The sequence below is a fragment of the Acrocarpospora pleiomorpha genome, from assembly GCF_009687885.1.
Classification (GTDB): Bacteria; Actinomycetota; Actinomycetes; order Streptosporangiales; family Streptosporangiaceae; genus Acrocarpospora; species Acrocarpospora pleiomorpha.
In genome coordinates this window covers 96682-110292 of the sequence record NZ_BLAF01000007.1, presented here as the reverse complement: position 1 = coordinate 110292, position 13611 = coordinate 96682, and the positions used below count along the sequence as shown (strand labels likewise).

Sequence of the window (13611 nt, the reverse complement as noted above, 5' to 3'; positions counted from 1 at the left end):
TGTTCAATGTAAGTATTGTTGAACAATCTGATAAGAGGCCTGATCAATCAGTTCCGGCGAGCGGGCCGGTTGTTCCACCAAAGTGAGAGCGCGACGGCGGCCGCGATGAGGAGGCCGCCGGCGCCGGCGAACCAGGCGGCGATGTCGAGATGCTCGTGGACGACGGTGAACGTGCCCGGCAGCTTGCCCAGGGCCTGTTGGAGCTGGTCGGCGTTCTGCGCGCGGTAGTACGTCCCTCCCGTGGTGTCGGCGACCTGGCGGAGCGCGTTCTCGTCGATGGCCAGCCGGCCGCGCCCCCGGTCGAAGCCGCCGCGGCCGGGAAAGCCGAAGCCGCCGTCGAACTGCGAGTTGTCGCACACCATGGGCGCGGGTGTGGAGGTGCCGAACCCGATGGTGAAGACGCGTACGCGGCGGAGAGCGGCTTCCTGGGCGGCGGTCCGCGGGTCGACGCCCTGGGTGTTCGCACCGTCGGTGAGCACGACGATCGCACTGCTCGCATAACCCGGGCCACGGTCCGCGGGCTCGGCGCCGATCGCGGCGATCGAGGGATCGACCTCCGCGATGGCGTCGAGCGAGGCGAGGATGGCCTGGCCGATCGCGGTGCCACGGGAGGTGACCAGGTCCTCGAGCGCGTCGAGCAGCGCCTGCGTGTCATCGGTCGGGGGGACGATGAGGCCCGCGCTGCCCGCGAAGGTGACCAGGCCGATGCGCGGCCCGCCCTGCTGGGACCGGATGAAGTCCGCGGCGGCTTCCGTGGCGGCGGTGATGCGGTTCGGGTCCACGTCGGTGGAGCACATGGAGCCCGAGATGTCGAGGGAGAGCAGGATCGTCGCCGAGTCCATCGGGACCGGTACGGTCGCCTGCGGGCGCGCGGCCCCAAGACCGAGCACGGCGAGCCCCGCCGCGAGCAGCGCCGCCGGGATCCATCGCCGCCAGCGGACGCGTCCGGGCAGCGCCACCCGGACCAGCGCGACCGAGGTGACCCGGATCGCGGCGCGCCGGCGTCGCCGCCGCGTCAGCCACCAGATCGCGAACACCAGCGGGGCGGCCAGGAGGGCGAGCAGCGCCCAGGGCCATGTGAAGGACATTCAGACCACCCGCCCGGTACGGAAGACGGTGAGCGCCGACCCCGCGATGAGCAGGACGAGGGCGACCGCGATGAACGCGCCGGCGAGGGGAAGCGGCTCGTCGCTGACGGTGAGCCGCAGATCGATCGTCGAGGCGACCCCGTCGAGCCCGCCCGCGTCGGAGCCGGGATAGTACGTGCCGCGGGTGGCCCGCGCGATCGCTGTGAGCGCGTCCTCGTCGAGCGCGGTCTGCAGGCTGAATCCGTCGACCTTCACCGCGGTTCCGGCGGTGGTGCCGATGCCGACGGTGTGGATGCGCACGCCCGCCTGCTCGGCCACCGCCACGGCGTCGTCGAGGTTCCCGCCCAGGTCCTGGCCGTCGGTGAACATCACGATGGTCGCCGAGGGCCAGTACCCGATGTCAGGGGTGGCGCCGTCGCGTCCGATGGCGACCCTCTTGCCGGTGATCGCCGAGAGCGAGGCGATGATGGCGCTCCCCAGCGAGGTGCCGCCGGTGACCTTCAGACGATCGATCGCCGCCAGGGCGGCGGAGTGGTCGGCGTCCGGACGCGCGGTGGTGAGCGCGCCCCGCTCGAACGCCACGACGCCGATGTCGACGCTGGCCGGCTGCGCCTGGATGAACGACCGTGCCGCCTTTTGCGCGGCCGCGAGCCGGGTGGGCGCGATGTCGTCGGCGCCCATGCTCGCGGAGACGTCCATGGCCAGGATGACCGTACCCGAGGCGCGGGGCACGGGCACGGACGCGGTCGGACCGGCGACGGCGATGGCGAGAACCGCGAGGCCGCCGAGGGTGAACCCGGTGCCCAGTTGCGTACGGCGGCGGTTCGGCGCGGTGATTCCGGCGGCGGCCCATGCGGCCGACCGGCGGCGGGCGAAGACGACGGCCGCGGCGGCGAGCGCGGCGGTGACGAGCAGGCCGAGGGCGAGAAGATAGAGGTTCACGTGCGCCGGTCCCGGGTTCGGGCGACGACCTCGACGAGCGCCTCGGCGAGATCGCGATCGGTGTCGACGCGGTGGACCGGCACCCCCGCCTCGCGCATGCCGTCCGCCAGCCGGGCGTCGCGCGCGTCGACGGCCTCACGGAAGCGGACCCGGAACAGCGGATCGCCGGAGTCGACGATGAGCTGCTCGCCGGTCTCCGCGTCCTCCACCACGATGAGCCCGGCCTCCGGCAGCTCGTCGTCCGCCGTGTCCACGATGCGGAGGGCGACGACCTCGTGCCGTCGCGCCAGGCGCAGCAGCGAGCGTTCCCAGTCGCCGTCGCCGATGAAGTCGGAGACGACGACGACCAGGCTGCGGCGGCGGGCGAGGCGCGCGACCGCGTCCAGCATCGCGGCCAGATCGGTCGTCTGGCCGCTGCTCGCGGCGGCGGTGCGGTCCAGCTCGGCGCCGATGCGCAGCACGTGCCTGCGGTCCGTGCCGGGCGGTACGACCCGCAGCACGCCCGTGTCGAAGAGCAGGGCGCCGACGCGGTTCCCGCTGCGGCAGAACAGCCGGGCGAGGACGAGCGCGAGTTCGGCGAGGACCTCGTGCTTACCGCGTCCCGGCCGGCCCGCCGCCATCGACGCCGACCGGTCGAGCACGAGCCAGACCGTCATCTCGCGATCCTCGTTGAACAGCCTGAGGTGCGGCTCGTTCAGCCGGGCGGTGACGTTCCAGTCGATATGGCGCGCGTCGTCGCCCTCCACGTACGCGCGCAGCCCGGCGAAGTCGATCCCCGCCCCTCGGTGGACCGTACGGTGGCCGCCCTGAAGCCGCCCGTCGAGACGGCGGACGACCCGCCATTCCAGGCGGAGCAGGAGTTTCTCGGGGGCGCGCATCGGATCAGCGGTCCTGGAGAACGGCATCGGGCATGCGTACGGCCCCGAGCACGCTCGTCACGATCGTGTCGGCGTCGACGTCGTCGGCGAGGGCCTCGTAGGAGAGCACGATCCGATGGCGCAGCACGTCGAGGGCGAGTTCGACGACGTCGTGGGGGAGCACGTAGCCGCGGCCGCGGAGGAACGCGAGGGTGCGCGCGCCGATCACGAGCGCGATCGAGGCGCGGGGACTGGCGCCGTAGTTGACATACCGTTCCAGCTGGCCGAGCCCGGCGTTGCCCAGGGCGCGGGTCACGGTGACCAGGCGTACGGCGTAGTCGACGATGGAGGGGTCGACGTACACCTCCCGCACGCGTGCCTGCATCCGGATCAGGTCGTCGGTGGTGAGCATCGCCTGCGTCGGCTCCGGCGGCCTGAGCGCACGGTCGACGATCGCGTGCTCCTCGGCGCCGCCGGGGTAGTCGACGACGACCTTCATCATGAACCGGTCCACCTGCGCCTCGGGCAGCGGATAGGTGCCCTCCGACTCGATCGGGTTCTCGGTCGCCATGACCAGGAACGGCTCAGGCACCCGGAACGTCTCGCGGCCGATGGTGACCTGATGCTCCTGCATCACCTCGAGCAGCGCGCTCTGCACCTTGGCCGGAGCGCGGTTGATCTCATCGGCCAGCAGCAGGTTCGCGAAGACCGGCCCCAGTTCGGTACGGAACTCGCCGGAGTGCTGATGGTAGATCCGCGTGCCGATGAGGTCGGCCGGGACGAGGTCGGGAGTGAACTGGATCCGCTGGAACTGCCCGGCGATCGCGGCGGCGAGCGATTTGACGGCGAGCGTCTTGGCCAGGCCGGGCACGCCCTCGACGAGCAGGTGACCGCCGGAGAGCAGGGCCACGGCCATGCGTTCCAGCAGCACATCCTGGCCGACGATCGTACGCTTGACCTCAAACAGCATACGTTCGAGCGGGTTGGTGGACTTCGCGGGAGAGGTCATCGGGGGATTCCTTAGATCTGGGGTCCGTTTCCGTCACCGTCTCCGTCTCCTCCGGACAGAGCCGTACCGATGGGCACCGCGAAGGCGATACCGGCGAAGGCCTCGTCCTTGCCCGGGTCGGCGATCGAGACGACGATGCCGATGACGAGCCCTCGCGCGTCGAGAAGCGGGCCGCCGGAGCTGCCCGGGTTGACGGATGCGTCGAACTGGATGAGTCCCTCCAGATCGCCGTCGTCGTCGGATTCTGATGTCCGGTTCAAGCCCGAGACGACGCCGGAGGAGACGCTGAAGGTCAGCCCCAGCGGATTGCCGATGGCGACGACCGGCGCGCCCACCTCCGCGCCGCCGCCGAGAACCGCGGGAACGAGGACCTCGGGCAGCGACGCCGGGGCGAGCAGCGCGATGTCCTGACCCGGATCGGCCGATGCGACACGTGCCTTCGCCTTGGTGCCGTCCGCGAAGGTGACGGTGATGTCCTTGGCGCCGGCGATGACGTGGTTCGCGGTCACGATGGTCCCGTTGTCCGCCGCGATCACGCCCGTGCCGATCGCGTCGTCCGTGCGGATGACGACCACGGAGGGCCCGACCCGCTGGAAGATCTCCGACACCGTGGGACTGGTGGTCGCCGTCGGGGTGGGACTCCGGGTGGGCGACGGCGCGCTCTGCGTGCTGGTCGTCTTGCCGAGCAGGAATGCGAGCACCACCACTAAGGCGACCGCACCTACCCCACCACCGATCAGCAGGCGACCCGGAACCCCGGCCACGACTGACCTGTCAGCGTTCGCCCTCTCGGGCCCGCGTTCCACCGCTTCACCGTACAAGGCCAGGGTGAAAAGAGGATTAAATAGTCACGCTTGTCCGCTTGAGCCTCCAGGGCAGCCACAGAGCCGCGATGCGGATCAAAGATTCCGCGGCAGCATCAGGATCGTGTCGGGATCTCCCCGCGCGGCGTCGACACATGTAACCGAAACACGTCATTGTGTGTCTTGTAATAGTGTGTGACACACACTAATGTGTGTGTATGCCAGCTGATGAGCTGTACGCGCTGCACCAGCAGGAACTGCGGCGAGGGACCGTCGTCCTCGCCTGCCTCCTCATCCTCAAACAGCCGAACTACGGATACGCCTTGCTGGACCAGCTCGACCGATCCGGCTTCGCCGTCGACGCCAACACCCTCTACCCGCTGTTGCGCCGACTGGAAAAGCAAGGGTTGCTGACCAGCGACTGGAACACCGAAGAATCCCGGCCCCGCAAGTTCTACTGCACCAGCGACCAAGGCCTCGCGCTCGCCGATCTCCTGAGCCGCGATTGGAACGAGTTGCACACCGCCTTCCACGCCCTGAAAGAGGAATCATGACCGCCGCCACCAGCACCCTCACCGATCGCTACGTGGACCTCACCCTGCGCCGCTTACCCGCGAAACAACGCCCGGACATCGAAAGAGAACTGCGCGCCTCGATCGCGGACGCCATCGATGGCCGCATCGACGCCGGGAACGACCCCGGCGAGGCAGAGCACGCGGTGCTCACCGAACTCGGCGACCCGGCACGGCTGGCCGCCGACTATGCCGATCGCCCGCTGCACCTCATCGGCCCCGGCTTGTATCTGGACTACATCCGGCTCATCGTGGCCATCCTCGTGACCGTCGTGCCCGCCACCGCGGCGGCCACCGCATTCATCCGCATCCTGCAAGGCGGCGCCGCCGGGTCCGTGATCGGAGCCACCATCGGCACAGCGGTCACCACGACCGTCCACATCGTCTTCTGGACCACGCTGCTGTTCGCCGTCATCGAACGCACACCAAGCCTTCGAACGGTGCCCGCCCGGCAGTGGACTCCCGACGCGCTCCCGCAGCCGCCCAGCCGTCGCGCCCGCCACGGCACGGTGATCGCCGAGGTCGTAACTGTGGTCCTGTTCGCCACGATCGTGATGCTCTCACCGGTCGTGAGCACCCAGACCGACGCCACCGGCGATCCCATCGGCATACTCTCGCCTTGGCTGTGGCGGACCGGCGTGGTGTACGTGTTCCTCGCCCTCGCGATCGCCGCTCTCGGCGTCACCGTCGCCAAGAGCTACGTCAGCTGGAGCGTCCCCGTCGCCGTCGCCGCCGTCCTGCTCAGCATCGCCAGCACCACACTGCTGATCTGGATAGCGGCCAACGACCGGTTACTCAACCCCGCCTTCGTGGACGCGGCCGGGTGGCCGTCGCAGGTGGCGCACTGGACCAATGTGGGCCTCATCATCGGCGCCGTGCTCGCGGTCCTTCACGCCGTCGTCGAAGCGGCCGCAGGGTTCGCGGCCAGATCGTGGGTGACACCCAGCTGGAAGTCAATGATCCACACCATTGTCGAAGCGCTCCCGGTTCGAGCTTCCCGCCGCTGATCAACAGGCACACGCGCCCGGAACACCATCGCGTCCGGGCGCGCCAGGTCCCAGCTGGACAACGGTTGTTCGCGCGTCGGCGCGGCCGTTCGCATGCTCCACCAGTTCGTGTACATCCCCGTCACAGCCCTTCCCCAAGGAGCGCTCATGAGCACAGTTGCACTGATCACCGGAGCGGCGAGCGGCATCGGGGCCGCGGTCGCACGACGCCTGTCCGCGAGCGGAGTCGCCTGCGTTCTGGTCGACCGCGACGCCGAGGGCGTCGAGCGGGTCGCCAAACAAGTCAGCGGCGGCTGGGTGGTGGGCGACGTCAGTTCGCAGGAGACCTCGCTGCGGGCCGTCGCGCTCGCCGAGGAGCGGTACGGCCGCCTCGACCTCGTCCACCTCAACGCCGGAACCAACGGCGGCGTCGACATGTCGGCCTTCGACGCGCAACGGTACCGGACGGTGATGGGGGTCAATGTCGACGCCGTCGTCTACGGCGTCGCAGCCTCCCTCCCGCTGCTCAAGCGCTCCGGCGGCGGCTCGATCGTGGTCACCTCTTCCCTGGCCGGGCTCGTCGGCTTCGGCATCGACCCGATCTACTCGATGAGCAAGCACGCCACAGTCGGCCTGGTCCGGGCACTGGTGGAGCCGCTGGCCAGGGACGGTGTCAGGATCGGCGCTGTTTGCCCAGGCTTCACCGACACCCCGCTGGTCGCGCCCGTCAAAGAGATGATGGTCAACGCCGGATTCCCGCTGCTGACGGCGGAGGACGTGGCAGCCGTGGTGGAGGCGGCCTTCCACGCCGAGTCGTCGGGCACCGTTCTGGTCGTGCAACCGGGGATGGAGCCGACGCCGTACCAGCACGCGGATCTTCCCAGCCCCGCGGCTGGATGAGCGGTCCCCACCTACTCCGCGTGCGGTGCTTCCGGGGTTGACGAACCGAGTAACAGGCATTGGCTCCCGCGGCTCCCCTCCCAGGGCGGGGTTTGCACGATTATTCGTGCATGATTTATCGTGGATGGTGTGACTGATTCCATCGCGGACCTGGGGACGGCGAAGGCGCTGGCCAATCCGGTGCGTCAGCGCATCTTGCGGGAGCTGGAGATCCTGGGTGAAGCCACCTCCACGACGCTGGCCGACCGGCTCGGGATCACTACGGGTGGCACCAGCTACAACTTGCGGATCCTGGCCGAGCACGGGCTTGTCGAAGAGGTGCCGGATCGAGGGCAGGGGCGGGAGCGGTGGTGGAAACTGTCCCGCCTAAGCATCCGCTTCCCCATTCTCAGCCGGCGGAGTCCTGAGTTGCGGGCCGCGATCGAGCAGCTCAACGAGTTGTGGCTGACCGAGGATCTGGAGACTTTCGCCCGCTTTCAGATGGAGCGTGAGCGGATGGGCGAGTGGTCGGACGCCATGCCGTACTCACGCGGTTCGATCCGTGTGGACCTGGATGAGCTCGCGGACTTCTTCGAGGACTACCTCGCCCTGCTCAAGCGATATCAGCGCGACCCGGAAGAGGCCCCCCAGGGAGCGCGTACCGTGCTCACCCGGTTCATCGCCTTTCCTGACCCTGGGGAGGACGTCTGATCTGAATTGATCCTGGGCCGTCGAGCGGCAACTCAACGGCCCAGGCAGCGGAAGCCGCTACACCTCGCCCGATGGGCGATTCCCTGATGTACCAACTTCCAGCCAAAGGAGAGCACTCCGTGCTGCCCAAAAGCAAATTCCGAAGGTTAGGCCGCTGGATCGCGGCCGTCTCGGTCGTCCTGTCCCCGCTGACTGTCACGGCACCGGCCGCGGCGGATGACCTGGTGAACACCGACGTCACCTTCCAGAACGGCACCACCACGCTGTACGGCACCGTGATCGCTCCCGCCGCGACCGGAAAGAGACGGCCAGGACTGGTGCTGATCGCCGGAGCCGGTGCTCGTGATCGCGACTCCTACCGGCCTGAGGCCGAGGCTTTCGCGAGAGCGGGGATCGTGGTGCTCATCTACGACAAGCGCGCCGGATACTCCCGGGCGACCAGCTCGTTCTCCGACCTCGCCGACGACGCCGTAGCGGGCGTCCGAACGCTGCGCGCCCGCCCCGACGTGCGACCGTCCAGCGTCGGGGTCTGGGGCCACAGCGAAGGCGGCTGGGTGGCGCCGCTGGCCGCCTCCCGATCGGACGCGGTGGACTTCGTGGTGGTAGCGGGGGCCAGCGCGCTACCTGCCGACAGGACCCAGTTGTGGAGCAACCGCACGTACCTCTCCCACGCCGGGGTGAAACAGGCACTGCAGGCGCCGATCGGAGTGAACCTCAGCAGGATGCTGGTGGCCGCCGGACTGTTCGGCGACGCCGGCAACATCCCGGTGGCCGCGCTGGAGAAGGTACGCCAGCCGCTGCTCGCCGTGTTCGCCGAGTACGACAGGTCGACGCCGCCCGGCGAGAGCATGCGCCTGTTCCGCCAGGCGCTGGCCCGAGGCGGCAACACCCACCACACGCTGAGGGTGATCAGCGGAGCCGATCACAACCTCCGGCGCAGCACCACCGGCTTCGATGAGCCCCAAGGGTTCGCTCCTGGCTACACGGACACCGTCACGCGTTGGATAGCCGGACTCGCAGACGGCCCGCCCGCGGCCAGTTCCGACCAGCCACCTCCCCAGACGCTGGTGAGCGAGCCCGTGCGCCCGCTGGCCTGGTATGAGTCGATCGGCTTGCAGCTCACCCTGCTGGCGGTGATGCTGACGGCGTTCGCCGGATTTCTCCTCAGCGGGCTCTTCCGCCGCAGTCCGGCGCCGGTCCGCCGGCTGGCCGTGCTGGTGGCTCTCGGGGGACTGGTAACCGTACTCGGCACTCCGACGTATCTGTTTTCGATCGTCGCGACCGGTGCCACCGGCGTGGGCGCCACCGTGCTCGGCCGACCGCCGCTCTGGCTGCTCCTGCAGGTGTTGGCGGTCGGGGTGATCGCCGCAGGGACGGCACTCGCCGTTCGCCGGCACCGGTCGGGCGGCGGCGTCCGGCTCGGCCTGCTCATGACAGGCGCAGCGGTCTTCGTTCCCTGGGCAGCCTATTGGGGTCTGCTCACCCCGTAGTCCCGGAGCAGAATTGGCACGCAAGCGGGTTGATCTGCGCCGCCGGAGCAGTGAAGATCCAATTCGAGGGCCGTGCCCGGAAGACCGCTCCATGTGGTCACGAACGATCAGCCCGCGACATCGTGCAAGGGAGCTCATGAACCTCCAGCCGGCAACAGACAGGTCGAAGTCGGGTGACGAGTCCCCGCAGCGCTCGCAGTGGGTCACGATCATCATCGTCTATCTCGGCGGCGTCGTCGCGGCGATGAGCCTGGGCAAGTTCTCCTCGGTCGGGCCGGAAGTCGCGGCCGAGCTCAGGCTGTCGCTCACCCAACTGGGCTGGGTGATCTCGGCGGTAGTCGGCGTGGGAGCCGTCGTCGGCCTGCCCGCCGGATACCTGGTCCGCCGCTTCGGCACGGAGAGATCCCTGATCGCCGGCCTGGTCCTGCTCGCGGCGGCGAGCGCGGTCAGTGTGACTGCGGGCGACCTCGCCTGGTTGCTGGCCGTCCGGGGCGTCGAAAGCATCGGATATCTCCTGATCAGCATCGCCTGCCCGGCGCTGATCCTCCGCCTTGCCCGCGAGCGGGACCGCAGCACGGCCCTGTCCCTCTGGGCTACGTTCGTGCCGGTCGGGCTCGGGCTGAGCACGCTGGCGGGAGGCGCGGCCGGCTCCGCCCTGGGCTGGCGCGGCTGGATCGGGCTGATCGCCGGCCTGACGTTCGTGATGGCGCTGGCCGTCTGGATGCGGCTCCCGCGCGGGTCCAGGCGGCAGGCGGCGGCCGGGTCCGTCCCCAGGGCCAGGGCACTGACGTGGCCGGCGGTGCTCGCCGCGTCCTTCTGCCTTTTCGCGTTGGTGACCATTCCGGTGGTCGTGCTTCTGCCCACGCTTCTCATCGAGCAGCACGGGCGTACGGCTGCCGCCGCGGGCGCCATGACCTCGGCGATCTCGCTGCTCAGCGTGCTCGGCGGGCTGTCCGTGGGATTACTGCTGCGACGCGGCACGCCGGTGGGCGTCCTGGCGTCGTTCGGGCTCCTGGCCGTGCCGGCCGCCTGGATCATGTATGGCGGTGAGGGTTCCCCGGCCGCCACGCTGGTCGGCGCGGGGCTCATCTCGCTGGAGAACGGATTCCTCGGGGCCCTCGCCTTCGCCGCCCTCCCCTTGGTGCTGCAGCGCCTTGACCACGCCGACGTCGGCAACGGCCTGATAGCCCAGGCGGGCAGCCTCGGATCGCTGCTCGGCCCCCCGCTGTTCGGCCTGGTGGCCACCGAATTCGGCTTCCAGCCCCTAGCGCTGGTCATCACCGTCGGAATGCTCGCCGCCGTCGGCTTGCTGCTACTGATCGGCCGACGAGCATCCCACCCCCTGCCAAGCGCCCACTGATTCTCTGCCGCCTACCAACGCGAGGCCACCGCTCCGCCAGAGGCTTGTGCGTCCTTTTGCATGGAACACCGGGGTCGAGAACGACGATCATTTGATGTGCTCCTCAGCAATCGTGCCGTCTTCACCAGCTCCGACCTTGACGAGGTCCGCGGCGAGGTCGCCAAGGTGTTCTGCCCGCATCGGCTGGACCTGGCCGGGGATGCGGACCTGCTGTCGGCGCGGTTCAACTCCGTCCAGCTCGGCTCGGTCCGCGTCAATTACCTCGACTACGGGGCCGACGTACACATCGAACCAGGCGACCTTGACACATTCTTCCTGGTCATGATCCCGCTCGCCGGACGCAGCTTGATCCGCGCCGGCGACAAGGAGATCGTCTCTACCCCGTCGCTGGCCGCGCTGCCCTCGCCGACCCGCCACCTCGACATGCGCTGGGCCGCCGGCTGCCCCCAGTTGCTGATCAAGTTCGAGCGCACCTCCATCGAGCGCTCGCTGGAGCAGATGCTCGGCGAACAGCTCAACGGTCCGGTCGTCTTCGACCTCGGCATGGACCTGACGATGGGCTGGACCCGGTCCTGGCGGGACATGGCGGACCTGCTCGTCAGGGAGGCCGAACGCGACGACGGGCTGACCGGCCATCCGCTGGCCATCGCGCACCTGGAGAACGCCCTGATCACCCTGCTGCTGACCATGCAGCCCTCCAACTACCTGGAGCGGCTGACGGCGCCCAGGCCGGCCGCGCTGCCGAAGGTCGTGCGCCGGGCGATGGAGTTCATCGAAGGGCACGCGCATCTCCCGCTCACCACCTCCGACATCGCCGGCGCCGTCGCGGTCAGCGGCCGCTCTCTCCAGGAGGGTTTCCGCGCGCATCTCGGGCTGACCCCGACGGGCTACCTCAGGCAGGTACGGCTGGCGCGGGTGCACGACGAACTCAGGACGGCCGATCCCGCCAGGGCCACGGTGACCACGGTGGCCGCCCGATGGGGCTTCCTGCACCAGGGACGTTTCGCCGCCCAGTACCGCGAGAGGTACGGGCTGCCGCCGTCGGAGACGTTGCGCAGGGGTTCGGCGTCAGGTGGATGAGATCCGCGCTCAGCGGATGGCTCGGGCGGACGCGCCGGCCGTACCTTTCTTGTCAGGCGCCGATCGCAACTTCCACTCCTGACACCGAAGGGACACCACCACCATGCGCGACATCCTCATTGTCGGCGCCGGTCAGGCCGGCCTCCACCTGGCCATCGGCCTGCTCCAGCACGGCTACGACGTCACCGTGATCTCCAACCGCACCCCCGAGGCAATCCGCGACGGCCGGGTGATGTCCGGCCAGGCCATGTTCGGCACCGCGCAGGCCCATGAGCGTGAGCTCGGCCTGGACTGGTGGGCCGACGTCTGCCCGCCCATCGAGGGCATCGCGCTCACGGTTCCGAGCCCGGAGGGCGGCAAAGCACTCGACTGGGCGGCGCGGCTGGACGTCCCGGCCCGCTCGGTCGACCAGCGGCTGAAGATGCCGGCCTGGCTGGGCGAGTTCGAACGGCTCGGCGGCAAGCTCGTCCTGCACGACGCCACCCCAGAGGACCTGGAGAGCTATGCCGCCCGGTACGACCTGGTCCTCGTCGCCGCGGGGAAGGGACAGATCGCCTCGCTCTTCGAGCGGGACCCCGCACGCTCCCCGTATGCCGCTCCGCAGCGCGCGCTGGCGGTCACCTACGTCAACGGTCTCGCCCCCCGCCCCGATCACTCGGCGGTCTGCTTCAATCTGCTCCCCGGTGTGGGCGAGTACTTCGTCTTCCCCGCGCTCACGCACACCGGCCCCTGCGAGATCATGGTGTTCGAGGGCGTGCCAGGCGGTCCCATGGACTGCTGGGGCGACGTGCGCGGCCCCGCCGAGCATCTGGCGCGCAGCCGCCAGATCCTGGAAACCTTCTTCCCATGGGAGGCCGAGCGCTGCGCCGGGATCGAGCTCACCGACGCCAACGCGGTCCTGACCGGCCGTTTCGCCCCCACGGTTCGCCGTCCTGTCGCCGTTCTGCCCTCCGGCGCACCGGTGCTCGGCGTCGCCGACGTCGTGGTGCTCAACGACCCGATCACCGGGCAGGGCAGCAACAACGCCGCCAAGTGCGCCGCCACCTACCTGCGGGCCATCGTGGAACGGGGCGCGCAGCCGTTCGACGCGGACTGGATGCGGCGGACTTTCGACCTCTTCTGGACGCAGGCCCAGCACGTCACGAACTGGACCAACGCCCTGCTGGCGCCGGCCGAACCCCACCACCTGGCGCTCCTGGGCGCCGCCGGACAGCACCCGGAGATCGCCTCCCGATTCGTCAACGGCTTCGACGACCCGGCCGACTACGCCGACTGGTTCATGGACGCCGGCCGAGCCGAGGCCTACCTGAGCAGGGTCGCGGCATGAGATCACTCCGTGAGGCCTTCGGGCAGTTCGCGACCGGGGTCGCGGTGATCACGACGGTGACCGACGACGGGGAGCGGGCCGGCGTGACCGTCAACTCCTTCACCTCGGTCTCGCTCGATCCGCCGCTGGTGCTCTGGTGTCTGTCGGACCGGGCGCCCAGCGCGCCGCTCTTCCTGCGGGCCGGGCGGTTCGCCGTCAACGTCCTGGCCGCCGACCAGGACCACCTGTCCAGGCGCTTCGCCACGCCCTCGACCGACAAGTTCGCCGGGGTGGAGCTGCTCGGCGCTCCCCTGCCGATACTCGCCGGGACCCTGGCCAGTTTCGTCTGCCGTACGGAGCGCGTCCACGACGGCGGGGACCACCACATCTTCGTCGGGGCGGTGGAGGGCTACCAGCGGGCCGAAGGGGAGCCGCTCGTCTTCCACTCCGGCCGCTACCGGGACTTCTGGCCCGAGATGACATCGGCGGGGGCCGCGTAGCCAGCCGCGCTCGGCCTCCGGCTGAAAT

The 13611-nt window shown here is 69.6% G+C and carries 14 protein-coding genes; 9 read left to right on the top strand and 5 right to left on the bottom strand.

Annotated features, from left to right (window positions below):
* Positions 1-47: 47 nt before the first annotated feature.
* The 5 genes from Aple_RS06305 to Aple_RS06285 are packed head-to-tail and all read right to left on the bottom strand — an operon-like array spanning position 48 to position 4702.
* Positions 48-1088: a vWA domain-containing protein gene (locus Aple_RS06305; RefSeq protein ID WP_155343524.1), complete on the bottom strand. Its 1041-nt coding sequence runs from the start codon at positions 1086-1088 to the stop codon at positions 48-50.
* The gene (locus Aple_RS06300; protein WP_155343523.1) at positions 1089-2030 is read right to left on the bottom strand and encodes a VWA domain-containing protein; all 942 of its coding nucleotides are present in this window, start codon (positions 2028-2030) and stop codon (positions 1089-1091) included.
* A complete protein-coding gene (locus Aple_RS06295; RefSeq protein WP_246264176.1) occupies positions 2027-2935 on the bottom strand; it encodes a DUF58 domain-containing protein in 909 nt (302 codons plus the stop codon). The genes Aple_RS06300 and Aple_RS06295 overlap by 4 nt, the downstream gene beginning before the upstream one ends.
* On the bottom strand, positions 2913-3896 hold the full coding sequence (locus Aple_RS06290) for an AAA family ATPase (RefSeq protein ID WP_155343522.1): 984 nt from the start codon (positions 3894-3896) through the stop codon (positions 2913-2915). Before Aple_RS06290 ends, Aple_RS06295 begins: the two co-directional genes overlap by 23 nt.
* Before the next feature lie 11 nt (positions 3897-3907).
* Positions 3908-4702: a S1C family serine protease gene (locus Aple_RS06285; RefSeq protein WP_246264174.1), complete on the bottom strand. Its 795-nt coding sequence runs from the start codon at positions 4700-4702 to the stop codon at positions 3908-3910.
* A gap of 215 nt (positions 4703-4917) precedes the next feature.
* On the opposite strand from Aple_RS06285, the gene Aple_RS06280 reads away from it, so the two are divergent.
* From Aple_RS06280 to Aple_RS06240, 9 genes are all read left to right on the top strand, one after another.
* The gene (locus tag Aple_RS06280; RefSeq protein ID WP_155343521.1) at positions 4918-5253 is read left to right on the top strand and encodes a PadR family transcriptional regulator; all 336 of its coding nucleotides are present in this window, start codon (positions 4918-4920) and stop codon (positions 5251-5253) included.
* The gene (locus Aple_RS06275) at positions 5250-6278 is read left to right on the top strand and encodes a permease prefix domain 1-containing protein (protein ID WP_155343520.1); all 1029 of its coding nucleotides are present in this window, start codon (positions 5250-5252) and stop codon (positions 6276-6278) included. The genes Aple_RS06280 and Aple_RS06275 overlap by 4 nt, the downstream gene beginning before the upstream one ends.
* A 147-nt stretch (positions 6279-6425) precedes the next feature.
* On the top strand, positions 6426-7157 hold the full coding sequence (locus Aple_RS06270) for an SDR family oxidoreductase (protein WP_155343519.1): 732 nt from the start codon (positions 6426-6428) through the stop codon (positions 7155-7157).
* A 129-nt stretch (positions 7158-7286) separates the two neighbouring features.
* Positions 7287-7847 (top strand): ArsR/SmtB family transcription factor, encoded by a 561-nt coding sequence (locus Aple_RS06265; protein ID WP_170321310.1) that lies wholly within the window; start codon positions 7287-7289, stop codon positions 7845-7847.
* Between the two features lie 119 nt (positions 7848-7966).
* Positions 7967-9337, top strand: coding sequence for an alpha/beta hydrolase family protein (locus Aple_RS06260; RefSeq protein ID WP_218038141.1), 1371 nt, complete (start codon positions 7967-7969; stop codon positions 9335-9337).
* Between the two features lie 136 nt (positions 9338-9473).
* Entirely contained in the window at positions 9474-10697 is a 1224-nt protein-coding gene (locus Aple_RS06255; protein ID WP_170321309.1) for an MFS transporter, read from the top strand.
* 96 nt (positions 10698-10793) lie between these two features.
* The gene (locus tag Aple_RS06250; protein WP_246264173.1) at positions 10794-11777 is read left to right on the top strand and encodes an AraC family transcriptional regulator; all 984 of its coding nucleotides are present in this window, start codon (positions 10794-10796) and stop codon (positions 11775-11777) included.
* Positions 11778-11880: 103 nt separating this feature from the next.
* Positions 11881-13104 (top strand): styrene monooxygenase/indole monooxygenase family protein, encoded by a 1224-nt coding sequence (locus tag Aple_RS06245; RefSeq protein ID WP_155343515.1) that lies wholly within the window; start codon positions 11881-11883, stop codon positions 13102-13104.
* The gene (locus Aple_RS06240) at positions 13101-13583 is read left to right on the top strand and encodes a flavin reductase family protein (RefSeq protein WP_155343514.1); all 483 of its coding nucleotides are present in this window, start codon (positions 13101-13103) and stop codon (positions 13581-13583) included. The genes Aple_RS06245 and Aple_RS06240 overlap by 4 nt, the downstream gene beginning before the upstream one ends.
* Positions 13584-13611 lie beyond the last annotated feature (28 nt).